We start from the raw sequence: 23262 nt of genomic DNA on the forward strand, positions 1-23262 counted from the left end.
GCTGACTATGTCAACAACACCTTACATTTGCCCCCGCGATGACGCGCTGCGTGGCACTTTCGCCAACTTCCGCACGCCACCCGCCCTTGACCCTGCGCCCCTGCTGCGCCAAGGGCGGCGTCAATTGTTGCACCTGCGAAAGAAGGCGGACAGTGGCCGACGCGGCGGAAAAGGAATCTCTGAGCTTTCAGGACATGATCCTGACGCTGCACGCCTATTGGGCGGCTCGCGGCTGCGCGATTCTCCAGCCCTATGACATGCGCGTGGGGGCAGGGACCTTCCATCCCGCAACGACGCTGCGCAGCCTCGGTCCCGAGCCGTGGAATGTCGCCTATGTCCAGCCGAGCCGCCGGCCGACCGACGGCCGCTATGGCGAGAATCCGAACCGGCTCCAGCATTATTACCAGTATCAGGTCATCCTGAAGCCATCGCCCGCCGACCTGCAGGATCAATATCTGGGCAGCCTCGCCGCGATCGGCATCGACCCGCTGCTCCACGATATCCGCTTCGTCGAGGACGACTGGGAATCGCCGACGCTCGGTGCGTGGGGGCTGGGCTGGGAAGTCTGGTGCGACGGCATGGAAGTCACCCAGTTCACCTATTTCCAGCAGATGGGCGGCTACGACTGCAAGCCCGTCGCGGGTGAACTTACCTACGGGCTCGAACGCCTCGCGATGTATATCCAGAACGTCGACAATGTGTACGATCTGCGCTTTTCCGACGCAGTCGGCGATGTTGCCGCAGTCAGCTACGGCGACGTCTTCCTCGAAAACGAACGCCAATTCTCGAAATGGAATTTCGAGGTCGCCGACACCGACGCATTGTTTGCGGGCTTCAAGGCCGCCGAGGCCGAGTGCCAGCGCGCGATCGCCGCGAACGTGCCCTTGGCCGCCTATGACCAGGCGATCGAGGCAAGCCACCTGTTCAACCTGCTCCAGGCGCGCGGCGTGATCAGCGTCCAGGAACGCGCCAATTACATGGGGCGCGTCCGCGACCTCGCGAAGGGCAGCTGCAAGGCATGGATCGACAGCCAGTCCGAACGCTGGACCGAAAAATATCCGGGGTGGACGCTGTGAGCGACCGGTTTGTTTCCGGCGCGGCCAACAAAGGCGCCGACTTCCTTCTCGAACTGCGCAGCGAGGAAATCCCGGCGCGAATGCAGGCCGGTGCGCGCGCCGAACTCGAAAAGCTGTTCCGTGCGCAACTGAGCGCCGCTGGCCTTGAAGCGGGCGATCTCACCATCTGGTCGACCCCGCGCCGCCTTGCGCTGGTCGCCAGGGGTTTGCCCGAAGCGACGGCGGCCGTGAGCGAAGAACTGAAAGGCCCGCGCAGCAGCGCGCCGCCGCAGGCACTCGAAGGTTTCCTGCGCAAGACGGGCTTGACGCAGGACCAGCTCGAAGACCGCGACGGCGTGTATTTCGCGGTGATCGACAAGCCCGGCCGCGCGACTGCCGAGGTGCTGGCCGAGGCGATCCCGGCGATCGTCCGCGGCTTTTCGTGGCCCAAGTCGATGCGCTGGGGCAAGGATAGCGCGAGCAGCGAAAGCCTGCGCTGGGTCCGCCCGCTGTCGGGCATCGTCGCGATCTTCGGCGAGGAGTTGATTCAGTGTGAAGTTAGCGGGATTTCTGCGGGCTATGCGACGCGCGGTCACCGCTTCCATTGCCCCGGCGAGATCACGATCGGTTCGGCCGCCGACTATGCCGAAAAGCTGCGCGCCTGCCATGTCATCGTCGATCATGAGGAGCGCCAGTCGATCATCCGCGACGGCGCTGCCAAGGCTGCCGCCGATGCCGGCCTGGCGCTCGTCGCGGATGAGGGGCTGGCGATCGAGAATGCCGGCCTCACCGAATGGCCGGTGCCGCTGCTCGGCCGCTTCGACGAGGCGTTTCTGGAAGTGCCGCCCGAGGTCATTCAGTTGACGGCGCGCGTGAACCAGAAATATTTCGTCGTGAACGGTGCCGACGGCAAGCTCGCCAACGGCTTCGTCTGTACCGCGAATATCGACGCGGTCGACGGCGGCGCGGAGATCGTCGCGGGCAACCGCAAGGTGCTGGCGGCGCGGCTTTCGGATGCACGCTTCTTCTGGGAAAAGGACCAGAAGAGGACGCTGGCGCAGCACGCCGAAAAGCTTGCGAACATCACCTTCCACGAAAAGCTGGGCACCGTCGCCGACAAGGTCGAGCGGGTGGCAAAGCTCGCGCGGTGGCTGGTCGAGGAAAATATCGTCACAGTCCAACCTCGTCATTCCCGCGAAGGCGAGAATCCCGCTTCAACGCCGTCAAGCGGGACCCCCGCCTTCGCGGGGGTGGCGAAAGAGGAATTGGCCGACCAAGCCGAACTCGCCGCGCGGTTGGCAAAGGCCGACCTCGTCACCGAAATGGTCGGCGAATTCCCCGAATTGCAGGGCCTGATGGGCGGCTATTACGCCCGCGCCGAAGGCTTGCCCGATGCAGTCGCCGACGCGATCCGCGATCATTACAAGCCGGTCGGGCAGGGCGATGATGTGCCCACGGCGCCGGTGACGGTGGCTGTGGCGCTGGCGGATAAGCTGGATACGATCATCGGCTTTTATTATTGGGGCGAAATGCCTACGGGATCGAAAGATCCCTACGCTCTTCGGCGAGCTGCAATAGGGATTTTGCGAACCGTATTGGATAATTCGATCCGGCTTCGGTTGCAGCCGGCATTTCATGGCGGATTTCAGCTGGTCCATGAGGCGATGCGGAAGCTTCCCCCAAGAGACGTGGAGCTGGGTTTCATGGGAAATGCTGCGGCCGGCGCGGTCCTATTGGTCATCGACCGCCTCAAGGTCCAGCAACGCGAAGCCGGCGTTCGCCACGACTTGATCGATGCCGTGTTCGCGCTTGGCGGCGAGGACGATCTCGTCCGCCTGCTCGCCCGCGTGAAGGCGCTGCAGGCGTTCATGGCGACCGAGGACGGAACCAACTTGCTCGCCGGCTACAAGCGCGCGGCGAATATTCTGAAACAGGCGGATATAGCCGTCGCCCCCGCGAAGGCGGGGGCCGCTGGGAATAGTGCGCCGAACACAACGGCCCCCGCCTTTGCGGGGGCGACCGATGTGGATCGGACGCTGCTCGCCGCGCTCGACGCCGCTGAACCTGCCGCGACCACCGCGGTCGCCGAAGAGCGCTTCACCGATGCGATGGCCGCGCTCGCGTCGCTCCGCGCGCCGATCGACGCCTTTTTCGACGGCGTGATGGTCAACGACCCCGACGACGCCATCCGCACCTATCGGCTTGGCCTTCTGGGCCGATTTACCGGCGCGGTGCATGGCGTCGCCGATTTCTCGAAGATCGAGGGCTGACGCTACGGCAGCTTTGCAGCGAACGAAGTAAAACTGAATCGACCACAAGCCTTCTCCACACTATTTCCCCGCCAACCTCCTCCCCGGGGCAGCAGGAGCATATGATGACGACGATGGTGCATTTGTTCGGCGGCGCGGCCACCACGGCCGAGCGCTCGAAAGAATTGCTGGGCGGCAAGGGTTCGAACCTTGCCGAAATGGCTTCGATCGGCCTGCCGGTCCCCCCGGGCTTTACAATCACCACCGACGTCTGCACCGCTTATTACACCAATGGCGAGCAATTCCCGGCTGGCCTCGTCGAGGAAGTCGCCGCCGGCATCGCGCATATCGAGGGCATCACGGGTAAGACATTCGGTGACGCCGCCGACCCGCTGCTCGTCTCGGTCCGCTCGGGCGCCCGCGTTTCGATGCCCGGGATGATGGACACCGTCCTCAACCTCGGGCTCAACGACCGCACGGTCGTTGGCCTGTCCGACGCGTCGGGCGACCCGCGCTTCGCATGGGACAGCTATCGCCGCTTCGTGCAGATGTACGCCGACGTCGTCATGGGGCTCGACCATGCCGAGTTCGAGGAAGCGTTGGAAGTCGCCAAGGAAGACAAGGGCTTCTATCTCGACACCGAAATGTCGGCTGAAGACTGGCAGGCGCTGGTCAAGGAGTATCAGGCGATCGTCGAGCGCGAGACCGGCGCGCCCTTCCCGCAGGAACCGAACGACCAGCTATGGGGCGCGGTCGGCGCCGTGTTCGCGAGCTGGGAAAGCGACCGCGCAAAAGTCTATCGCCGCCTGAACTCGATTCCCGCCGAATGGGGCACCGCGGTCAATATTCAGGCGATGGTGTTCGGCAATATGGGCGACACTTCGGCGACCGGCGTTGCCTTCACGCGCGACCCCGCGACCGGCGAGCGCGCTTGGTACGGCGAATGGCTGATCAACGCGCAGGGCGAAGATGTCGTCGCGGGCATCCGCACGCCGCAATATCTTACCAAGGTCGCACGCGAGAAGGCGGGCGCCAAGCCGGCGTCGATGGAAGAGGCGATGCCCGAGACCTTCACCGAGCTTGGCGGCGTCTTCGACACGCTCGAAACCCACTATCGCGACATGCAGGACATCGAGTTCACCGTCGAACGCGGGACGCTGTGGATGCTCCAGACGCGCTCGGGCAAGCGCACCGCCAAGGCGGCGCTCAAGATCGCGGTCGACATGGCGGCCGAGGGGCTGATTTCCGAAGAGGAAGCGGTGCAGCGCGTTGATCCCGGCGCGCTCGACCAGCTGCTCCACCCGACGCTCGATCCCAAGGCGCCGCGTGATGTGCTGACCAAGGGGCTCCCGGCGAGCCCCGGCGCCGCGTCGGGCAAGATCATGTTCGACGCCGACAGTGCCGAGAAGGCTGCGGCGATGGGCGAGGCGGTGATCCTCGTCCGCGTCGAAACCTCGCCCGAGGACATTCACGGCATGCACGCGGCAAAGGGCATCCTGACCGCACGCGGCGGCATGACCTCGCACGCCGCCGTCGTTGCGCGCGGCATGGGCCGCCCCTGCGTCTCGGGCGCCGGCGGGCTGGCGATCGACGGCAATGCTCGCGTGCTGCGCGTTGGCGGACGTGAACTGCGCGAAGGCGACATCCTGACCCTCGACGGTTCGACCGGCGAAGTGATGGCGGGCGAGGTTCCGACCCTGCTCCCCGAACTCGTCGGCGATTTCGGCGTGTTGATGAGCTGGGCCGACAAGGTGCGCCGCATGAAGGTGCGCACCAACGCGGAAACGCCGCAGGATGCCCAGGTCGCGCGCGATTTCGGCGCCGAGGGCATCGGGCTTTGCCGCACCGAGCATATGTTCTTCGACGCCGCGCGGATCACCGCAGTGCGCGAGATGATCCTCGCCGACAGCGAAGACGGCCGCCGCGCCGCGCTCGCCAAGCTGCTCCCGGAACAGCGCGGCGACTTTGCCGCGATCTTCGGGGTGATGGCGGGGCTGCCGGTCACGATCCGTCTGCTCGATCCGCCGCTGCACGAATTCCTGCCGACGCGCGAAGAGGATTTCGCTGATGTCGCCGCCGCTGCGGGCGTCGGGATCGAAGCCCTGAAGGCGCGCGCGAACGAACTGCATGAATTCAACCCGATGCTTGGCCACCGTGGCTGTCGTTTGGGCGTCACCTATCCCGAAATCTACGAGATGCAGGCGCGCGCGATCTTCGAAGCGGCGTGCGACGTCGCTGCCGAAACAGGCGCCGCACCGATCCCCGAGGTAATGATTCCTTTGGTCGCGACCCGCCGCGAATTCGACCTGATGAAGGCGGTCGTGGACAGTCAGGCCAAGGCGGTGTTCGCCGAAAAGGGCCGCGAGATTGCCTATCTCGTCGGCACGATGATCGAACTGCCGCGCGCCGCGCTGATGGCGGGTGAGATCGCGGCCAGCGCCGAATTCTTCAGCTTCGGCACCAATGATTTGACGCAGACGACGATCGGCATCAGCCGCGACGACGCCGGCCGCTTCCTGACGCAATATGTCGATAAGGGCATCTTCCTGACCGACCCGTTCGTCAGCCTCGACGTCGAGGGCGTGGGGCAGCTGATCGAGATTGCCGTGGATCGCGGTCGCAGCGCACGCGCGGGCATCAAGCTCGGCATCTGCGGCGAGCATGGCGGCGACGCGCCGAGCATCCATTTCTGCGAAAAGAGCGGTCTCGACTATGTCAGCGCCTCGCCCTACCGTGTGCCGATTGCACGTCTGGCGGCAGCGCAGGCGGCGTTGAAGGCGAAATAGCGCGTCCGCCCCCGCGCGCACAGGCGGGGCCGCTATCAGCTCTGCTCATCCGTCGCTGCCCCAAACGACAGCGGCCCTGCCCGCGCGGGGGCGACGGAAGGGGATGGGGCATGAAGAGCTGGCACCGCTATGCGATCATGTTGGTGGGCGGACTGGCGGTGGGGCTCGGCGCGGCGTGGGCGCTCACGGGTGGCGGAATGCGCGATGGCGGGGTCGAGAACGGTCCTTGGTCGACATCACTTGGTTACGGAACCAAGGCAACTGACGCTCTCACGCGCGCCGCCGTTGCGCGGGGAGGGTTGCTCGCGCTTCCCGCGAAGGAAACGATCTACTGGTCGGCAAAGACCGACGCGGCTGGCGCAAAGCTCGACGGCGATTGCCGCTATAGTTTGTCAGGCACTTCGCTTGATGCACGCTGGTGGAGCGTGACCATCTATGATGAGGCAGGCTACCTCGTCGCTAACCCGGCGAACATCTGGTCGGTCAATGGCGCGAACGTCGCGCTCGACGCGAAAGGCGCGTGGCGCGTTACCATTTCGCCGGAGAAACCCAAGCAGGGCGCCTGGCTTCCGGGAACGAAGGGACAGCCGTTTCACCTGACATTACGCATGTATAATCCGGGCGAAGCCTTCCGCGCCGATCCTGCAAGGGCGGCGCTGCCGCATATCGTGAAGGAGGGTTGCTGAGATGCGCCGCTGGCCCGGTCCGCTCCTCTTCGGTATCGTCGTTGCGGCCGCTACCGGCTATGCCGCGATCGCATATATCCCCTACGGCTTGATGAAGGTTGTGATCGAGCGGCTGGGGCAGGGCGGTGTCAACACCATGTCTTACGGCAATCTGGCGAATCCCGACCGTCAGCCGGTCGTCAGACCGAGTCCCGATCTCGCTTATTCGAGTTGCCCTTACGACCTGTCCGCCGGACCGGTCGCGATCGATGTGACGCCGGTCCCGGGGCGTTACAGCTCGCTCAGCATCTTCGATGCCAAGACCGACGTGATTTTCGTGCGCAACGATGTCGAGGCGGGCGGCAAGCCCTTTCGAATCATCGTCGCGCGGGACGGGCAGGCGGTTCCGGCAGGTGCCGAAACCGTGCGCACGAGCCATGATCGCGGGATCGCGCTGATCCGGCTTTTGCTGAAAGACCCGGCGGAAATCGGTGCGCTCGAGGCGCTGCGCCGCCAGTCGCGCTGCACTGCGGTCACAAAGCTGAAATAGGGGGTTGCGCCCCCGCGCTGTGCCCCTTAAAGGCGCCTCTCCACGCACCCGTAGCTCAGCTGGATAGAGCATCAGACTACGAATCTGAGGGTCGGGCGTTCGAATCGCTCCGGGTGCACCATTCCTCTTGCGGCTTCGGCAAGACCCCCGATATCGTTCGATTTTTACGCCTGTTCGTGCCTCCCGCTTGCGGGAGGGGAGAAGAACGGCGGCCACTGGCCGGCTTCGCACCTAACCCCCCGCCGAGTTCCGCAGCTTCGCCATTTCGATGCGGTCGCGGCCCAGCGTCTTGGCGCGCAGCAGGGCGGCGTCGGCGGTGCGGACGAGGCGGTCGTAGGCGCAATGGTCGGGCGCCACCGCAATCCCGACCGAAACCGTGACGGGCTCGAGGTCGTTGCCGCCGTGGCCGAGCTGAAGCGCCGATATCCGCGTTCGGATGTCCTCGGCGCGTTCCTCTGCCTGGACCGGCGACAGGGTGGGAAGCAGGATCAGGAATTCCTCGCCGCCATAGCGGAAGGCCAGCCCCGCCTCGCGCGTCACATTGGCGAGGACCAGTCCGACGGCGCGGAGGACGGTGTCGCCGGATTCGTGGCCGTGATTGTCGTTAAAGCGTTTGAAATGATCGACGTCGATCATCAGGCAGCCGAGCGGTTCGCCCAGGCGTTCGGCCTGGGAAATCTGGGTTTCGAGCACGTCGCCGAGCTGGCGGCGGTTGGCGAGGCCGGTGAGCGAGTCGGCCATCGCCATTTCGCGCAATGTGTCGCGAAGTTGCAGATTGGCGATCGCCAGACCGATATTTTCGGCAAGCATGTCGAAATAGATGAGCTGCGCCGCCGCCGGCGTGTCGCCGCCCACCGGCATTTCGAAATAGAGGAGGCCCAGTGTTTCGCGCTGCGCGGTGAGCGGCAGGCAAAGCGTGTCGACCGGATGGTCCGGGTTCCAGTCGATATGGTCGCAGGGCACGTCGACATTGCCGCCCGCCGGCCGATGGCGCAGGCCGCGGCGCAGCGCCCAGCAGGAGAGAGCGGAGAATTGCGCGCTCGACCGCACGGGACCCAGCCAGCCGCATGCTTCGACCACCAGATTGCGCTGCCGGTCGAGCAGGTAGAGGCGCCCGGGCATGTCGGGCACGATTTCGGGAACGAAGCGCTGGACGACTTCCTTGAGGTCATGGAGCGTGTCGCAGCCCTGCATCCGCTGCGTCATCCGCGACAGCAGGTCGCGCATCGTCCGGTCGGCGTCGCGTTCGGTTTCGAGCCGCTGCCGTTCGAGGCCGTTCTCGCGGAAGATGCGGATCGCCTGCGCCATGTCGCCAATCTCGTCGATATGGCTGATCTCGGGCGGCTCGGCGGCGAAATCCTGGACCGCGAGCCGGTTGACGACGTCGCTGAGCTTGACGACGGGGTGGAGCACGCGTTGCTTGAAGACGAAATAGAGCACGAACAGGACGAGCAGCGCGGTCAGCGCCAGCACGACTTCGGAAATGCGTTTCCACACGCGCGAAATATCGGTCGCGTCGCGGACCTGCGTTTCGATGCGGGTGTCGAGGCGATCCTGGAAGCGCTGAACCTCGAGTTCGGCGCGGTCGAGCTGGCGTTCATATTCGGCGCCGAACAGGATTTGCCGCGCGACGGCGGAATTTCCGCTTTCCTGCGCGGTTAGCGCCGATTGCTGTTCGTCGTGCAGGGTGTCGGCGAGCGTGACGGCTTTCTTCAGCGCGTCGAGTTCGCCGGCGGTGGCCCCGGCGTCGCCGATGTGCCGGATGCGATCTTCGACCGTTTCGAGCGCCGCGAATTCGCTGCGATAGGCGGCGAGATAGGTCGGATCGCCGGTGTTGACGAACTGCCGCGCCCGGTCGCTGAGGGCGTAGATATCGGTGCCGAGTTCGGCGGTTTCCTGATCGAGCAGGTAACGCTGTTCGACCGCAGAGCGTTCGCGGTCCTGGGCGTTCGACGCCAATATCATCGTCGTGCTCGACACGATGGTCAGCACGACGGTGGCTCCATAGGCCCAGTTGGTGATTGTCGCCAAGCGCATGATAGCGTCCTAACTAGCCAATCGTTGGAGCAAGGTTAACCCCGGCCGGATCGTCAATTCCGACGGCGGCGCGGATCCTTTTCCTCCCGGGTTTCCCCCGCAAGGATTTCCGCCGCCCATTGGTCTGCATCCGATGCGGCTTCATAGGCGGCGAGATGCGCGGGACTGGTTTCCAGCCACCGCGTCAGGCCGTCCCAATCGTCGAAGGACGGATCGGCGACGCGCATCGCCCACAGCCGGGCGGCTTCGGAGAATATCGATGGATGCGTCGTCATGCCCTTTCCCTCTTAACGGGATTCTATGGCATGACGAAATCCCGGCGCCTATTCCGTATGCAATTTTATCCTGAGCTCGGCGAGCGTCCGATAGGCTTTTTGTAGATCCTTTTCGACCGAGCTCAGGCTCATGCCGAGTTCGCTCGCGATATCGGCCTGCCCGACGCCGTCGAGGCGGTAGCGGCGAAAGACATGATCGACCCGCGATCCGAGGGCGGCGAGCGCGGCCTGCACCTGCTGAAGCTGTTCGCGCGCGATGAAGACGCGTTCGCCGACGGGCTCGTCTTCGGGGCTGCTGCCAAGGCCATGCCAGTCATGCTGCCGCTTTTCGCGGCTGATCCGGGCACGTCTCAAGTCGCGCATGTGATTTTCGGCGGCGCGGAAGAGATAGGACACCGGATCGGCGACCGGGCGTTCAGGGGCAACGGCGATCTTCTGCCACAAATCATGCAGGACATCTTCCGCCTCGTCCCCCGCGCCGCGGGCCGCAAGGAAGCGGAGGAGGCGGCCGCGTTCAGCGAGCAGCGTCGCGTGGAGGGCGCCGGATCCGGGGGTTTCCATCCTAGGGAGTGCCTTCCACGGGATCGGCGGGCGCGCGTCGCCGCGCGAAGTCCGATATATGGGGTGCGGTGTCCGCGATCGTCATCGGCCGGGCTGAACGCGGCGGCGGCGCGCCGCCGAGGAGCGGAAAGGGATCGGTCGCGCGACCGTTCACGCGCACCTCGAAATGCAGATGGCTGCCCGTCGAGCGGCCGGTCGACCCCATCAGCGCGATCTCCTGCTGCGGGGCGACCGGATCGCCGGCGCGGACGAGCAGGCGCGACAGATGGGCGTAACGGGTGCGCAGCCCGCTGCCATGATCGATCTCGACCATCCGGCCATAGCTGCCCGCCGCACCGGCAAAGGCGACGAAGCCCCCGCCCGATGCAAAGACGGGGGTGCCCAGTGGGCCGGGGATGTCGAGTCCATAATGCATGCGGCCACCGCCATGGAGGGGATCGGCGCGATAGCCATAGCCCGACGACAGACGCGGCATGACGGCAGGCACCGGGCTCTGCTGCGGCGGGGCGATGACGGGCTGGGGGGCTGGCGCCGACCAGTCGGTCATGCGCTGGCGAAAGGCGGTGCTGTCGCCGCCGGGCAGGGTGGTCTGCGCCGCCACCGGACCGGCGCCGGCACACAGCGCGAGGAGCGGATAGAGGGCGGGGCGTACAGGCATGCGCCCATAAGACGGAGCCCTTGGCACGCGCCCTTGGTACGGTGTGCAAAAAAATCATCACCGATAAATCCTTACGGAAACCGGCGCCTTCCTCCGTCTCTCCCCATAGCACGAGCCTTTTGCTTCGAAGGAGACGGATGATGAATTCCACCGAACGCCGCATGCTGGACATGCTCAAAAAAGGGCGCGACCATTATGGCGTGGTCGCGGTGAAGGCTGAGTTCGAGGCCGAGGGCACGCGCCCCGATGAACTGCTGCGCCTGCTCGAACTGACGTGGCGCGCCGACCTGAAATTCGCGCTCAAGATCGGCGGCTGCGAGGCGGTGTCGGACCTGCACGCGGCGAAGCTGTACGGTGCCGATTATATCATCGCACCGATGGTCGAGACGCCTTACGCGCTGTCCAAATTCATCGACGCGAGCGGCAAGGTCTATGGCGCCGAGCAGAGTGGCACGCGCATGCTGTTCAACCTCGAAACCGAAACGACGCTCGCCAATCTGGACGCGATGTTGCCGCTCGCCGCGGGCGAGGTCGACGGGATCGTCTTCGGCCGCGTCGATTTCACCCTGTCGCGGGGATTGCCGCGCGGCGCGATCAACGACCGCGCGATCACCGACGCGGTGCTGCGCGTTGCGGAGGCCTGCGCCGCCAAGGATCTGGAACTGGTCGTCGGCGGATCGGTCGCGGTCGAGGCGGCAGCGGCGCTGCGCGAAATCCGTGGCGTGCGGCTCGACCGGTTCGAGACGCGCAAGGTGATCTTCGACGGCGCGGCGGTGGAGGGGGAGGGTTTCGAGGCGGGGATAGCCAATGCTGTGGCCTTTGAGCTCGACTGGCTGAAAAACAAGCGCGATTATTATGCCCGCATCGCCGACGAGGATCTGGCGCGTATCCGGATGATCGAGGAGCGCAGCGGGGCCGCGAAGCGCAGCCATCTGGCGCGGGTGGCCGCCTGATCCATGACGCTGGGCGAGCAGGTTTCCCTTTTGATGCGCGACGTCGCGGCGAGCGTGGTGATGCCACGCTTCCGCGCGCTCGTCCCCGGGCAGATCGCGGAAAAAAGTCCCGGCGAAGTCGTGACGGTCGCCGATCGTGAAGCCGAAGCGCGGCTTCACGACCGCCTCGCCGCGCTCGGGCTCGGTGCGCGCATCGTCGGCGAGGAAGCGGCGGAGCAGGATCCCATGCTGCTCGAAGGGATCGGCAAGGGGCTGGTGTGGCTGATCGATCCGCTCGACGGCACCGCCAATTTCGCTGCCGGACGCGCCCCCTTTGGCATGATGATCGCGCTGGTCGACGGCGGCGAACCGCTCGAAAGCTGGATCCTCGATCCGCAGAGTGGCCGGCTTTGTCATGCGCGGCGCGGCGCGGGGGCAAGCTGCGACGGCAAGCCGGTGACCGCGCGCCGCAGCCACCGTTCGCCGCCGCGCGCGGCGCTCGGATCGCATTTCCTGCCGCCCGAACGGCGCGCGCAGTTGCACGATTTTGCCGCGCCCGGGCTCGACATCACACCGGTGCCGCGCTGCGCCGCCGAAAGCTATGTCCGCCTGGTGCTGGGGCAGGACGATATCGCGCTGTTCCAGCGCATCTTGCCGTGGGACCATGCGGCGGGCGCGCTGTTCCTGACCGAGGCGGGCGGGAAGATTACCCATTGGGATGGCACGCCGTATCGCATCGGCGGCCGCGGCCGGGGCGTGCTTGCCGCGGCGAATGCCGAGCTTTGGCAGACCGCGGCGGAACTGGTTCTTCACCCGGCGGCGGGCCTCACCGACGATAAGGATGATTTTTGATGGGTAAGGGCTGGAAGCTGCTGGCGGCGAGCTGGCTGGCGCTATCGCTCTGCGCGATGCCGTCCGCGGCGCAGCTGGTGTCGCCGGTCGAGCCCGGCGCGGCGCAGGCCGGCGGCGCGGGCGCACGCGCGGCGGAGCAGATCGCGATACCGTCCGTCGACCTGCCGCAGATCACGCCGGTCATGCTCGACGGCGATGCGCCGCCGCCGGCCGACAAATCGAGCGACAGGCCAGGCAGCGGCGATATCCGGCCAAAGCCAGCCGCTGCTGCCCTGCCACGGCCGAGCGAGTTTGAAACCTATGTCTCGACGCTGGCGGGCAAGCCGCTGCGCCGTTTCGGGAGCGAATTGCTGCTGCCCGCGGCGCGTGATTTCACCGCGCCGCCGACGACGGCGATCCCGCCCGATTACCGGATCAATCCGGGCGACGAACTGCTGCTCGGTATCACCGGGTCGGTACAGGCGTCGGGGCTGCGCCTCGTCGTCGATAGCGAGGGGCGCATCTTCGTGCCGCGCGTTGGCGCGATCGCGGTCGGCGGGGTGCGTTATGGCGACCTGCACGGCCTGATCGAACGGCAGGTGGCGCGCCAGTATCGCGGTTTCAACCTGGAGGTCGCGATCGGGCGCCAGCACGGCATTACCGTCTATGTCACCGGTTTTGCGGCGCGGCCCGGATCGTACACGGCGAGCAGCCTGTCGACCCTGGTCAACGCGGTGCTCGCGGCGGGCGGCCCGGCGGCAGGCGGCAGTTTTCGTTCGATCCAGCTACGCCGCGGTGGCCAGCTCGTTTCGGATTTCGACCTCTATGACCTGTTGCTGAAGGGCGACAAGCGCGGCGATGCAGCGCTTCAGAATGGCGATGTCATCTATATCTCTCCGGCCGGGGAGGAAGTTGCGGTGATCGGCAGCGTCAACCGCGAGGCGATCTTCGAACTGGCGCCCGACGAAACGCTGACCGATGCGATCCTTTATGCAGGCGGTGTCAACAGCGTCGCCGACAACAGCCGATTGATGGTGCTGAACGGCATGGGCGGGGGCGAGCCCGGCTGGCGCGAAGTGGCGGCGGCCGAAGCGGGGACGCGCAAGGCGCGGCGCGGCGACGTCGTGCGGGTGTTGTCGCAGGTCGGCATCGCACGGCCGCTACGCCAGCAGCCGGTGCTGGTCACGCTGAGCGGCGAAGTCGCGCACCCGGGCCAATATTATGTCCAGCCCGGAACCCGGATGGCCGATGTGCTGACCGAGGCGGGCGGGCTGACGGCGGAGGCCTTTCCCTATGCCAGCGTGATCACGCGCGAAAGCGTCAAGCATCAGCAAAGATTGAGTTACGATCGCGCGATCGACGATGTCGAACTGCTGCTCGCGTCGCAGCCGGTGACGTCGGTCAACCGCGCCCAGCTGGTCCAGCCGGGCAATCTGGCGCTGATCAAGAATATCGTCGACCAGCTTCGCCGCCGCGAGCCCGACGGGCGGTTGATTTTCGACCTGGCGGTCGATGCCACGTCGCTGCCCGGCGACCTGATCCTCGAGAATAATGACGTCGTGCATATTCCGGCGCGGCCGGTGACGGTCGGCGTGTTCGGCGCGGTGCCGAGCCCGGCCTCTTTTGCCTATCGCGACGGTGCGACGGTCGGCGACTTCGTCCAATCGGCGGGCGGGGTGCAGAAGATCGGCGACAAGAAGGAGATTTTCGTGGTCCGCGCCAACGGCACGGTGCTGGCGGATGGCAAGCGCGCGCTGCGCGCGCCCGCACTGCCCGGCGATCTGGTCTATGTGCCGATCGACGCCAATCGCGGCGAATTCTGGGCACGGCTGCGCGACATCACCGGCACCTTGTTCGGGGGACTGGTCGGCGCCGCGTCGATCAAGTCGATCCTCGAATGAGCCGGGACGGTAAGCTGCGGCAGCATATGGCCGATTTCGTCCGCAATGCCCGGATGCGGCGCCGCGTCTATGCGCTCGCCGCGCTGCTCCTCGCGCTGCTGACGGTGTTTCCGCAACCCTATGTCGCGCGCGCCAAGGTGTTGCCGCAGGACAATAGCAGCATCGGGCTGGGGTCGACGCTGAATGCGCTCGGCGGCCAGCTTCAGGGCTTTGCCGCGCTGTTCGGCGGCGCGAAGCAGCAGGTCGACATGTATCTGGCGATCAGCCGCAGCAGCGAAGTCACCGACGCGGTGATCCGCAAGCTCAAGCTGGTCGGTCCGGACGGCTATGCGTCGGCGACCAGCGCGCGCGTCGCGCTGGCGAAAAAGGCCGATGTCCATTCGCTGACCGGCGGCATCATCGAGGTCGAGGTGCGCACGCACGGCGCTGCGGAGGCCGAGGCGCTGGCCCGCGCCTATGTCGACGCGATCGGCGACCGCATCGTCGCGCTCGGCAAGGACCGGGTCGAGCGCAAGCGCGCGATCGTGTCGCAGCGCTTCCGGGAAGCCGCCGGCCGCGTCGCGACGAGCGAAAAGGCGCTCAATGATTTCCGCCGCCAGAACCGCCTCGCCGAACCGCAGGCCGAACTGGGGGCGGCGCTGTCGGTGCGCGCCGGGCTGGAGGCGCGGTTGCAGGCGAAGCAGGTCGAGTTGCAGACGCTGCAGAAATTCCAGGGGCCGGAAAATCCGCAGCTGGTCGCGGTGCAGACCGAAGTGGCGTCGCTACGCGCGCAGATCGGGCGCAGCGCGCAGGCCGACGTCGGGCCCGCCGGGCCGAATGTCGCCGGTCTGGGCGAAGTGTCGGGCGAATATCTCGACCGCTACCGCGACTATCGCTTCGCGCAGGCGCTGTACGAGGTGTATGCGCGCTCGTCCGAAGAGGTCGCGGTCGAAACGCTGGCGGGCGAGACGGCGGCGAATGTGCAGGTGCTGGAGGCGCCGCGGCTCGACGCCGACCGCAAATATAATATCGCGGCGGCGGCGCTGCTGGCGCTGGTCATCCTCGCGGCGCTGTTCACCGAAATCTATGCCCCGGCGACCGGGATCCGGCTGTTCGCGGCGCGGGGCGGGGACGCGGGGGCATGAGTGCGGCCGCCGATCGCCCCGAACTGTCGGTCGTCATTCCCTGCTTCAACGAGGCGCAGAATGTCGCGGCGATCTGTGCCGCGGTGACCGAAGCGGCGGAAGGGCACGCGGATAGCCATGAGATCATCCTGATCGACAATGGCTCGACCGACGGCACGCGCAGCATCATGCGCAACCTGTGTCTTGGTGATCCGCGGATCCGCGCGATCTTCAACAACCGCAACTATGGCCAGATGCGTTCGCCGACCTATGGCCTGTATCAGGCCGAGGGGCTGGCGGTGATCGGCATGGGCGCCGATTTTCAGGATCCGCCCGCGCTGATCGGTGAATTGCTGCGCAAATGGCGCGGCGGGGCACAGGTCGTGCTGGGGCAGCGGCGATCGGAGCGGGCGTCACTGCCGCTGCGCATCGTGCGCCACCTCGGTTACGCCTTTTTGCGGCGTTACGGCGATTATCCGGTGATCCCGGGGGCGACGGGGTTCGGCCTGTTCGATCGCGAGGTGATCGATACGCTCGCCGCGTGGAACGAGCCCGAGCCTTTTTTTCGCGGCATGGTGGTCGAAAGCGGCTTCCGCATCGCGCTCGTTCCCTTCGACCGTCCCGCGCGTGCGGCGGGGGAGAGCAAGAACGGCTTTGCGGCGCTGGCGTCCTTTGCCTTGTCGGCGCTGGCGGGGTCGGCGAAATCCTTGCTGCGCCTGCCGCTGTTCCTGGCGCTTTATACCGGGGGGCTGGCGTTCCTCTTGCTGCTCGCGGCGCCGGTGGCGCTTTTCCTCGACGGTCCCATCTGGTGGCTGCTCGGCTTTGGGTTCGGTTTCGCGCTGTTCGCCATTCTGCTGCTGTTCCTTGGGCTGATCGGCGAGCAGTTGCGGATGCTCGCCGAGCGCAGCCGGAACGTGCCGCTGGTGATCGAGGAAGAACGGATCAATTTTCCCGCGGGCCGAGCGCGCCCGGCGGCGCGTACGCTCATCCGCCGCCCATGACAGCTTTGCCGACAACCACGCCGCGTGCGCGCCTGCTGCCGCTCGCGGTCGAGGCGCTGCTCGCGCTCGGCGTGCTCGCCAGCCTTGGCTGGACGCTGCATTTCTTCCTTGAATATGGTTATCTGCCGCAGCCGTTCGTGTTCGACACCAACGACACCTATATGGACTGGTTCAACACCGCCTATTGGGCGAACAACCGCGGCGCCTATGACGTGTGGCGGAGCATCTACCCGCCGCTGTCGTTTGTTTTCCTCGACGCGACGAGCCTGCCGGGCTGCTATCTTCAGTCGCCCTTCTGGGCCCGCGATTGCGACTGGCTGGCGCGGGCGACGATCCATGGCTTTTATCTGATCGACGTGGCGCTGGCGTGGGTCTGTTTTCGCCGGCTCGACCGCCGCACCGCGCCGATGCGCACGATTGCGGTCGCGCTGGGCCTGCCGATGCTGTTCACGATCGAGCGCGGCAACCTGATCCTCGTCGCCTTCGCTTTTTTCATGGTCGCGCATGGCCCGGTCACCGCATCGAAGCCGTGGCGCTGGTTCGCGGCGGCGGTGACGATCAATTTCAAGCCCTATCTCGTCCTCCCGATGCTCGCGCATGCGGTGAAACGCGACTGGCGCCCGCTCGAAATCGCGGGGATCGCGACCGCCGCGCTTTATCTGGTCACGCTGGCGCTCGTCGGGTCGGGGACACCGGGGGAACTGGTGTCGAACACCGCCAACTGGGTCGTGTTCCAGGGCGCGCAGGTGTGGAACGAGGTCAATTATTCAACGAGTTACGCACCGTTCATGATGTTCCGTACGCTCGACATCCCGCTGTTGCAGTTCGTGCCGTCGCGGCTGGTCGAAACGATCGAATTCACCGTACCGATCGTCATCCGCTCGACGCAGCTAATGGCGCTGGCGGCGTTGGCCGCCGCTTGGCTTCAGCCGCGCGCATTGCCGCTTCACCGCATTTCGGCGATCCTGCTCGGTGCCTATCTCGTCACCCAGTCGCCCGGCGGTTACACGCAATTGTTCCTGCTGTTCCTCGTGCTGATGGAGCGCTGGCAGGGGGCGGGGCCGATCGCCGCGATCACCGCCGCCTATCTGCTCTGCCTCATCGGCGACTGGCCGCTGGCGACGGTGCTCGACGTGGCGAGCAACAGCTGGCTCGGCGAGCGGACGGTGACCGCGAGCTTCGGGCTGACCGCGGGGCATTTCATCCGGCCGGGGCTGGTGGCGTTGATCGTCTGGGCGCTGTCGCTCGACAGCATCGCCAGGGTCGTGCGGGCGCATCGGGACCAGCGTCCTTCGCTGGGGCTGGTGGCGGCATGATCCTCGATGAAGATCTTGCCGCGATCGATCGCCGGCTTGCGACGCATTGGCCGGAACTGGCTGGCGCGCGCATCTTCATGACCGGCGGCACCGGCTTTATCGGGCGCTGGATGCTCGAGGCGCTGGCGCGATCGGGGAGCGATGCCGAGGTCGTGGTGCTGAGCCGCGATCCCGCTGCCTTCGCGGTGCGGGCGCCGCATCTGGCGCAGCGTTTTCAGCTGGTTGCGGGCGATATTTCAGACTTTGTCGCGCCGCCGGGGCGGTACACGCATGTGATCCACGCCGCGACCGATGCGAGCGCGGCGCTTAACGCGGACGATCCGCGCCGGATGTTCGACACGATCGTCGCGGGCACGCGCCGCGCGCTCGATCTCGCGGTGGAACGCCAAGCGGGGCGGTTCCTGTTCCTGAGTTCGGGGGCGGTGTACGGTGCGCAGCCGTGGGAGCTGTCGCATGTCGGCGAGGACTGGCATGGCGGGCCCGACCCGCGCGATCCCAAATCGGCCTATGGCGAGGGCAAGCGGGCGGCCGAATTGCTGGGCGCGATTTACGGCAAGCAGTTCGGGCTCGACGTGGTGACGGCGCGCATCTTCGCGCTGCTCGGCCCGCTGCTGTCGCTCGACATCCATTTTGCCGCGGGCAATTTCATCCGCGACGCGATGGCGGGGCGGACGATCCGGATCGAGAGCGCGGGCACGGCGGTGCGCTCCTATCTTTACGCCGCCGACCTGACCGCGTGGCTGTGGCTGATGCTGCTGCGCGCGCCGCGCGGGGCGACCTGGAACATGGGGTCGGAGGAAGCGGTCTCGATCGCTGACCTCGCGCACCGCATCGCCGCGGTGCTCGGCGGGCCGGGGGTCGAGATACTCGGGCGCGCCGACGTCGGGTGGAACCCCGGCCGCTATGTTCCCTCGACCGCACAAATCCGCGGCGCGCTGGGGGTCACGCCGACGGTGGATCTCGACGAAGCGATCCGCCGCACCGCAAGTTTTCATGGATGGAAAAAATGAGCCAGATCAAACTTTCCGACTGGGTCGCCCAGACCCTTGCCGACCAGGGCATCGCCGATGTGTTCATGCTGACCGGCGGGGGGGCGATGCACCTCAACCATTCGCTCGGCATGCATCCGGCGCTGACGACGACCTTCACCCATCACGAGCAGGCGCTCGCGATGGCGGCAGAGGCCTATTACCGGCTGACCAATCGGCTGGCGGTGGTCAACGTCACCTCGGGGCCCGGGGGCACCAACGCGATTACCGGCGTTTATGGCGGTTTTGTCGATTCGATCGGCATGCTGGTGATTTCGGGGCAGGTGAAGACCGAGACGACGGTGCGCCACACCGCGCTGCCGCTGCGCCAATATGGCGATCAGGAACTCGATATCGAGGAACTGGTGCGCCCGATCACCAAATATGCGGCGATGGTCACCGACCCGCGCTCGATTCGCTATCATCTGGAAAAGGCGCTCTACCTGGCTACCAGCGGGCGGCCGGGGCCGGTATGGCTCGACATTCCGCTCGACGTCCAGGCGGCGAAGATCGATCCGGCGGACCTGCTGCCGGGGTTTGACCCGGCCGAGCTCGACGAGCCGTGGAAGCGGGAGGATCTGGCCGAGGTTGCGGCCGACATCCTCGCGCGCATCGCCAGCGCCGAGCGGCCGGTGGTCTTCGCGGGTAGCGGCGTCCGGCTCAGCGGCGCGCATGCGGGGTTCCTGACGCTGATCGAGCGGCTTGGCATCCCCGTGGTCACCGGCTGGAACGCGCATGATGCGTTATGGACCGATCACCCGCTCAATTGCGGCAAGCCGGGCACCGTCGGCGACCGCGGCGGCAATATGGTGACGCAGAGCGCCGACCTGCTGCTGATCCTCGGCAGCCGGCTCAACATCCGGCAGGTCAGCTATAATTGGCAGAGCTTTGCGCGCGGCGCGTACAAGATCTGGGTCGATATCGATCCGGTCGAACTGGCGAAGCCCAATGTCGTTCCCGACATGCCGGTGACCGCCGACCTGGCCGAGCTGATCCCGGCGTTGCTGCGCCAGCCCTATGCCGGCGCGACCGACGGCCATCGTGAATGGCTGGCATGGTCGCGCGAGCGGGTGCGGCGCTTTCCGGCCGTCCTCCCCGAATATCGCGACCATGACCAGCTGGTGCATCCCTATGTCGCGATGGACGAACTGTTCGCGCAGCTGGGCGACGAGGATGTCGTCGTCACCGGCAATGGCAGTGCGTGTGTCGTCGGTTTTCAGGCCGCACATCTGCGGCCGGGACAGCGCCTCTGGACCAATTCGGGCTGCGCGACGATGGGGTATGACCTGCCCGCCGCAATCGGCGTGTGCACGGCGACGAAGGGCAAGCGGCGCGTGATCGCGATCGCCGGTGACGGCAGCATCATGATGAACCTGCAGGAGATGCAGACGATCGCGGGGTATCGCCTGCCGGTGAAGGTCATTTTGATCAACAACAGCGGCTATGTCTCGATCTTCCAGACCCAGCGCAATTTCTTCAACGGCGCCGAAGTCGGCGGCGGTCCGAAGAGCAATGTCACTTTTCCCGATTTCGGCAAGATCGCGGCGGCGTTCGGCTTTGCCTACGCCCGCACCGACACGCATGCGGGGCTTGCCGACGCGATTGCCGCGACGCTGGCGGCCGATGGCCCGGCGCTGTGCGAGATCGTCGTCGACGAGCATGTCCCGTTCGCGCCCAAGCTGGGCGCGAAACAGCATCCCGACGGGCGGATCACTTCGCCGGCGCTCGAGGATCTGTCGCCCTTTCTGCCGCGCGAGATACTGGCGGAAAATATGCGCATCGCGCTGATGGACGAGGATTGAGGCGATGATGGGCCGGGTCGTCCCGCTGAACCGGCCGCTGCGTTTTCTGATCGCGGGCGGATTGAACACGGCGTTCGGGCTGGCCTTTTATCCGCTGCTGCTCTGGTCGCTGCCGTGGTTCCGGACACATTATATGATCGGGCTGGGGGTCGCGCAGGCGGTGTGCCTGTGCTTTGCCTTTACGACATACAAGCTTGGGGTGTTCCGCACGCGGGGTTCCATCCTGCGGGAGTTTGCCGCTTTCGCCAGTTTCTACCTGTTCAACTATGCCGCCAACTGGGCCGCGCTGCCACTGCTGGTCGAGCTGGGCGGGGTGTCGCCGATTATCGCGCAGCTGGGTTTTACGGTGGTTTTGGTGGCCGGGAGCTGGTTCTGGCACAATCGGGTGACGTTTCGGGAAGGCTAGGGTGGGGTGTTTGTGGGCCAAAACGTCGGCGTTGGGGTGGGGAGCGGGACATATAGCCCTCTCCCCTTCAGGGGAGAGGGTTGGGAGAGGGGGACGTGGCCAAACCCCTCTCAACTCCGGCTAGCCAGCAAGCTGGCAAGCCTGCGTATCTCTCCCCTAAAGGGGAGAGAGTAATCCGTGGAACGGCAACTACCGGCCGATAGCGGCCATTTGAAGCATGAGCGCACTCACGCCGCCGCCACGCGCACGGGCAAGCCTCATCCAGATCGCGCGCCGTACCGCGCGATCTGGTCGATCGTCACCGCGCGCGCGTTCGAACCGGCGGCGACCGCGCGATGCCAGTCGCTGATCCATTCGAGCGCGCTATCGAGCGGCAGGACGGGGCGCCAGCCGAGTGCGGTGCGGGCTTTCGAACTGTCGAGGCGCAGCAAGCTGGCCTCGTGCGGCCGCGGTCCGGTGTCGGGCCGCACCGCTTCGCAGTCGCCCCACGCCGCTTGCAGCCGCTCGACGATCCACGATACCGGCCGGGCATCCTCGTCGGACGGGCCGAAGTTCCAGCCGTCTGCAAAGGCGCGCTCGCCCGCGAACAGGCGTTCGGCGAGGAGCAGATAGCCGTGCAGGGCTTCGAGGACATGTTGCCATGGGCGCACCGATCCGGGCGAGCGGATCAGCGGCGCGGTGCCCGACGCCAGCGCGCGGATCAGGTCGGGGACCAGCCGGTCGTCGGCCCAGTCGCCGCCGCCGATCACATTGCCGGCGCGCGCCGAGGCGAGCAGCGGGCCTTCGCCGCTGAAAAAGCTGTTTCGCCATGCCGAAACCACCAGTTCGGCGCAGCCCTTGCTGCTGCTGTACGGATCATGGCCGCCCATCGCGTCGCTTTCGCGATAGGGCCAGATCCATTCGCGGTTTTCATAGCATTTGTCGCTGGTGATACAGACGATCGCCTGGACACCCGGCACCCGCCGCGCCGCGTCGAGCAGGTGGACCGTGCCCATGACGTTGGTGGCGTAGGTTTCGACCGGTTCGCGGTACGAGAGGCGGACGAGCGGCTGCGCCGCGAGATGGAAGATGACCTCGGGCCGGCAGGTCTCGACCGTGCGGTGGAGCGCCGCGGCGTCGCGCACATCGCCCTCGACATGGGTGAGGAGGCCATCGATGCCGGCCGCGGTGAACAGGCTGGGATCGGTCGGCGGGGGCAGGGCGAAGCCGGTGACCTTGGCGCCGAGCGCGTGCAGCCACAGGCTGAGCCAGCTGCCCTTGAAACCGGTGTGGCCGGTCACCAGCACGCGGCGTCCGGCCCAGATGTCGCGGCCGCTCACCAACGCTTCCACGGCGCCGCATCCTTGTTCCACAGGTCTTCGAGATATTGCTTGTCGCGCAGCGTATCCATCGGCTGCCAGAAACCTTCGTGGCGGTAGCCGACGAGTTCGCCGCCGCGGGCCAGACGTTCGAGCGGCCCGCTTTCCCAGACGGTGTCGGGGCCGTCGACGAGATCGAGGACCGACGGGTCGGCGACGAAAAAGCCGCCGTTGATCTGGCCGCCATCGCCCATCGGTTTTTCGCAGAAATCGGTGACGCGGTCGCCGTCGAAGGCGAGGGCGCCGAAGCGTCCCGGCGGCGTGACCGAGGTGACCGTCGCGCGCAGGCCGTGCGCGCGGTGGAAATCGACCAGTTCGGCGATGTCGATGTCGGCGACGCCATCGCCATAGGTAAAGCAAAAGGGCTCGCCGGGGTCGAGATAGGGACGGATCGCGGCGAGCCGGCCGCCGGTCATCGTCGCGGGGCCGGTTTCGACCAGCGTGATCCGCCACGGTTCGCTGCGCGCATGGTGGACTTCCATGCCGTTGCCGTTCCGCAAATCGATCGTGACGTCGGAGGTGTGCAGGAAATAATTGGCAAAAAATTCCTTGATCAAATAGCCCTTGTAACCAAGGCAGATCACGAAGTCGTTGAATCCGCTGGCGGAATATATCTTCATGATATGCCAGAGGATCGGCATGCCGCCGATTTCGACCATTGGTTTCGGCTTGATCGCGGTTTCTTCGCCCAATCGGCTGCCAAGGCCGCCTGCCAGGATTACGGTTTGCATCGTCGCTCCACGTCTAG

General features: G+C 66.1%; 20 protein-coding genes and 1 tRNA gene. 15 read left to right on the forward strand and 6 right to left on the reverse strand.

What is annotated here, in order from left to right:
• Positions 1-194: 194 nt before the first annotated feature.
• The 6 genes from FHR22_RS03380 to FHR22_RS03405 all read left to right on the forward strand — a co-directional run bounded on the left by FHR22_RS03380 (position 195) and on the right by FHR22_RS03405 (position 7426).
• Complete coding sequence (locus FHR22_RS03380) at positions 195-1076, forward strand: glycine--tRNA ligase subunit alpha (protein ID WP_166940714.1); 882 nt, start codon at positions 195-197, stop codon at positions 1074-1076.
• 80 nt (positions 1077-1156) lie between these two features.
• The gene (gene glyS / locus FHR22_RS03385) at positions 1157-3325 is read left to right on the forward strand and encodes a glycine--tRNA ligase subunit beta (protein WP_243853545.1); all 2169 of its coding nucleotides are present in this window, start codon (positions 1157-1159) and stop codon (positions 3323-3325) included.
• 104 nt (positions 3326-3429) lie between these two features.
• Positions 3430-6090, forward strand: a complete 2661-nt coding sequence (ppdK, locus tag FHR22_RS03390; protein WP_166938937.1) for a pyruvate, phosphate dikinase — start codon at positions 3430-3432, stop codon at positions 6088-6090.
• A gap of 110 nt (positions 6091-6200) precedes the next feature.
• Positions 6201-6776, forward strand: a complete 576-nt coding sequence (locus FHR22_RS03395) for a DUF1214 domain-containing protein (protein ID WP_166938940.1) — start codon at positions 6201-6203, stop codon at positions 6774-6776.
• A 1-nt stretch (position 6777) separates the two neighbouring features.
• Positions 6778-7305: a DUF1254 domain-containing protein gene (locus tag FHR22_RS03400; protein WP_166938942.1), complete on the forward strand. Its 528-nt coding sequence runs from the start codon at positions 6778-6780 to the stop codon at positions 7303-7305.
• Between the two features lie 44 nt (positions 7306-7349).
• Positions 7350-7426 (forward strand) — tRNA-Arg (locus tag FHR22_RS03405).
• Between the two features lie 110 nt (positions 7427-7536).
• Here FHR22_RS03405 and FHR22_RS03410 read toward each other — a convergent pair.
• Genes FHR22_RS03410 through FHR22_RS03425 form a run of 4 tightly spaced genes read right to left on the reverse strand, consistent with a single transcriptional unit; the run spans position 7537 to position 10836 of the window.
• Positions 7537-9342, reverse strand: coding sequence for a diguanylate cyclase (locus tag FHR22_RS03410; RefSeq protein WP_166938945.1), 1806 nt, complete (start codon positions 9340-9342; stop codon positions 7537-7539).
• 53 nt (positions 9343-9395) lie between these two features.
• Positions 9396-9617: a hypothetical protein gene (locus tag FHR22_RS03415; RefSeq protein WP_166938947.1), complete on the reverse strand. Its 222-nt coding sequence runs from the start codon at positions 9615-9617 to the stop codon at positions 9396-9398.
• Between the two features lie 48 nt (positions 9618-9665).
• Entirely contained in the window at positions 9666-10178 is a 513-nt protein-coding gene (locus tag FHR22_RS03420) for an RNA polymerase sigma factor (RefSeq protein WP_166938950.1), read from the reverse strand.
• Position 10179: 1 nt separating this feature from the next.
• The gene (locus FHR22_RS03425; RefSeq protein WP_166938952.1) at positions 10180-10836 is read right to left on the reverse strand and encodes a M23 family metallopeptidase; all 657 of its coding nucleotides are present in this window, start codon (positions 10834-10836) and stop codon (positions 10180-10182) included.
• A gap of 140 nt (positions 10837-10976) precedes the next feature.
• On the opposite strand from FHR22_RS03425, the gene FHR22_RS03430 reads away from it, so the two are divergent.
• Genes FHR22_RS03430 through FHR22_RS03470 form a run of 9 tightly spaced genes read left to right on the forward strand, consistent with a single transcriptional unit; the run spans position 10977 to position 21156 of the window.
• Positions 10977-11789 carry an aldolase/citrate lyase family protein gene (locus FHR22_RS03430; RefSeq protein WP_243853441.1) on the forward strand — a complete coding sequence of 271 codons (813 nt, stop codon included), beginning with the start codon at positions 10977-10979 and terminating at the stop codon, positions 11787-11789.
• 3 nt (positions 11790-11792) lie between these two features.
• Entirely contained in the window at positions 11793-12620 is an 828-nt protein-coding gene (locus FHR22_RS03435) for an inositol monophosphatase family protein (protein WP_243853442.1), read from the forward strand.
• The gene (locus FHR22_RS03440; RefSeq protein WP_166938954.1) at positions 12620-14500 is read left to right on the forward strand and encodes a polysaccharide biosynthesis/export family protein; all 1881 of its coding nucleotides are present in this window, start codon (positions 12620-12622) and stop codon (positions 14498-14500) included. The genes FHR22_RS03435 and FHR22_RS03440 overlap by 1 nt, the downstream gene beginning before the upstream one ends.
• Complete coding sequence (locus tag FHR22_RS03445) at positions 14497-15624, forward strand: capsule biosynthesis protein (RefSeq protein WP_166938956.1); 1128 nt, start codon at positions 14497-14499, stop codon at positions 15622-15624. Before FHR22_RS03440 ends, FHR22_RS03445 begins: the two co-directional genes overlap by 4 nt.
• Positions 15621-16604: a glycosyltransferase family 2 protein gene (locus tag FHR22_RS03450; protein WP_166938958.1), complete on the forward strand. Its 984-nt coding sequence runs from the start codon at positions 15621-15623 to the stop codon at positions 16602-16604. Before FHR22_RS03445 ends, FHR22_RS03450 begins: the two co-directional genes overlap by 4 nt.
• Positions 16601-17920, forward strand: coding sequence for a hypothetical protein (locus tag FHR22_RS03455; protein ID WP_166938960.1), 1320 nt, complete (start codon positions 16601-16603; stop codon positions 17918-17920). Before FHR22_RS03450 ends, FHR22_RS03455 begins: the two co-directional genes overlap by 4 nt.
• On the forward strand, positions 17917-18930 hold the full coding sequence (locus FHR22_RS03460; protein WP_166938962.1) for an NAD-dependent epimerase/dehydratase family protein: 1014 nt from the start codon (positions 17917-17919) through the stop codon (positions 18928-18930). Before FHR22_RS03455 ends, FHR22_RS03460 begins: the two co-directional genes overlap by 4 nt.
• A complete protein-coding gene (locus FHR22_RS03465) occupies positions 18927-20750 on the forward strand; it encodes a thiamine pyrophosphate-binding protein (RefSeq protein ID WP_243853444.1) in 1824 nt (607 codons plus the stop codon). The genes FHR22_RS03460 and FHR22_RS03465 overlap by 4 nt, the downstream gene beginning before the upstream one ends.
• Positions 20751-20754: 4 nt before the next feature.
• Entirely contained in the window at positions 20755-21156 is a 402-nt protein-coding gene (locus FHR22_RS03470) for a GtrA family protein (RefSeq protein ID WP_243853446.1), read from the forward strand.
• Positions 21157-21413: 257 nt separating this feature from the next.
• Here FHR22_RS03470 and rfbG read toward each other — a convergent pair whose 3' ends face one another.
• Complete coding sequence (gene rfbG / locus FHR22_RS03475; RefSeq protein WP_166938967.1) at positions 21414-22487, reverse strand: CDP-glucose 4,6-dehydratase; 1074 nt, start codon at positions 22485-22487, stop codon at positions 21414-21416.
• Positions 22472-23245: a glucose-1-phosphate cytidylyltransferase gene (rfbF, locus tag FHR22_RS03480; protein WP_166938969.1), complete on the reverse strand. Its 774-nt coding sequence runs from the start codon at positions 23243-23245 to the stop codon at positions 22472-22474. Before rfbF ends, rfbG begins: the two co-directional genes overlap by 16 nt.
• Positions 23246-23262: the final 17 nt, after the last annotated feature.

It is taken from the genome of Sphingopyxis panaciterrae, assembly GCF_011762125.1.
GTDB classification, from domain to species: Bacteria; Pseudomonadota; Alphaproteobacteria; order Sphingomonadales; family Sphingomonadaceae; genus Sphingopyxis; species Sphingopyxis panaciterrae.

Excerpts from the sequence above, each read along its gene's own strand:
- FHR22_RS03380 (WP_166940714.1), top strand. The coding sequence starts at position 195 with ATGATCCTGACGCTGCACGCCTATTGGGCGGCTCGCGGCTGCGCGATT.
- FHR22_RS03445 (WP_166938956.1), top strand. The coding sequence starts at position 14,497 with ATGAGCCGGGACGGTAAGCTGCGGCAGCATATGGCCGATTTCGTCCGC.
- FHR22_RS03425 (WP_166938952.1), bottom strand. The coding sequence starts at position 10,836 with ATGCCTGTACGCCCCGCCCTCTATCCGCTCCTCGCGCTGTGTGCCGGC.
- FHR22_RS03440 (WP_166938954.1), top strand. The coding sequence starts at position 12,620 with ATGGGTAAGGGCTGGAAGCTGCTGGCGGCGAGCTGGCTGGCGCTATCG.
- FHR22_RS03470 (WP_243853446.1), top strand. The coding sequence starts at position 20,755 with ATGATGGGCCGGGTCGTCCCGCTGAACCGGCCGCTGCGTTTTCTGATC.
- FHR22_RS03430 (WP_243853441.1), top strand. The coding sequence starts at position 10,977 with ATGAATTCCACCGAACGCCGCATGCTGGACATGCTCAAAAAAGGGCGC.
- FHR22_RS03435 (WP_243853442.1), top strand. The coding sequence starts at position 11,793 with ATGACGCTGGGCGAGCAGGTTTCCCTTTTGATGCGCGACGTCGCGGCG.
- rfbF (WP_166938969.1), bottom strand. The coding sequence starts at position 23,245 with ATGCAAACCGTAATCCTGGCAGGCGGCCTTGGCAGCCGATTGGGCGAA.
- FHR22_RS03400 (WP_166938942.1), top strand. The coding sequence starts at position 6,778 with ATGCGCCGCTGGCCCGGTCCGCTCCTCTTCGGTATCGTCGTTGCGGCC.
- glyS (WP_243853545.1), top strand. The coding sequence starts at position 1,157 with ATGCAGGCCGGTGCGCGCGCCGAACTCGAAAAGCTGTTCCGTGCGCAA.
- FHR22_RS03465 (WP_243853444.1), top strand. The coding sequence starts at position 18,927 with ATGAGCCAGATCAAACTTTCCGACTGGGTCGCCCAGACCCTTGCCGAC.
- ppdK (WP_166938937.1), top strand. The coding sequence starts at position 3,430 with ATGACGACGATGGTGCATTTGTTCGGCGGCGCGGCCACCACGGCCGAG.
- FHR22_RS03395 (WP_166938940.1), top strand. The coding sequence starts at position 6,201 with ATGAAGAGCTGGCACCGCTATGCGATCATGTTGGTGGGCGGACTGGCG.
- FHR22_RS03460 (WP_166938962.1), top strand. The coding sequence starts at position 17,917 with ATGATCCTCGATGAAGATCTTGCCGCGATCGATCGCCGGCTTGCGACG.
- FHR22_RS03450 (WP_166938958.1), top strand. The coding sequence starts at position 15,621 with ATGAGTGCGGCCGCCGATCGCCCCGAACTGTCGGTCGTCATTCCCTGC.
- FHR22_RS03410 (WP_166938945.1), bottom strand. The coding sequence starts at position 9,342 with ATGCGCTTGGCGACAATCACCAACTGGGCCTATGGAGCCACCGTCGTG.
- FHR22_RS03455 (WP_166938960.1), top strand. The coding sequence starts at position 16,601 with ATGACAGCTTTGCCGACAACCACGCCGCGTGCGCGCCTGCTGCCGCTC.
- FHR22_RS03415 (WP_166938947.1), bottom strand. The coding sequence starts at position 9,617 with ATGACGACGCATCCATCGATATTCTCCGAAGCCGCCCGGCTGTGGGCG.
- FHR22_RS03420 (WP_166938950.1), bottom strand. The coding sequence starts at position 10,178 with ATGGAAACCCCCGGATCCGGCGCCCTCCACGCGACGCTGCTCGCTGAA.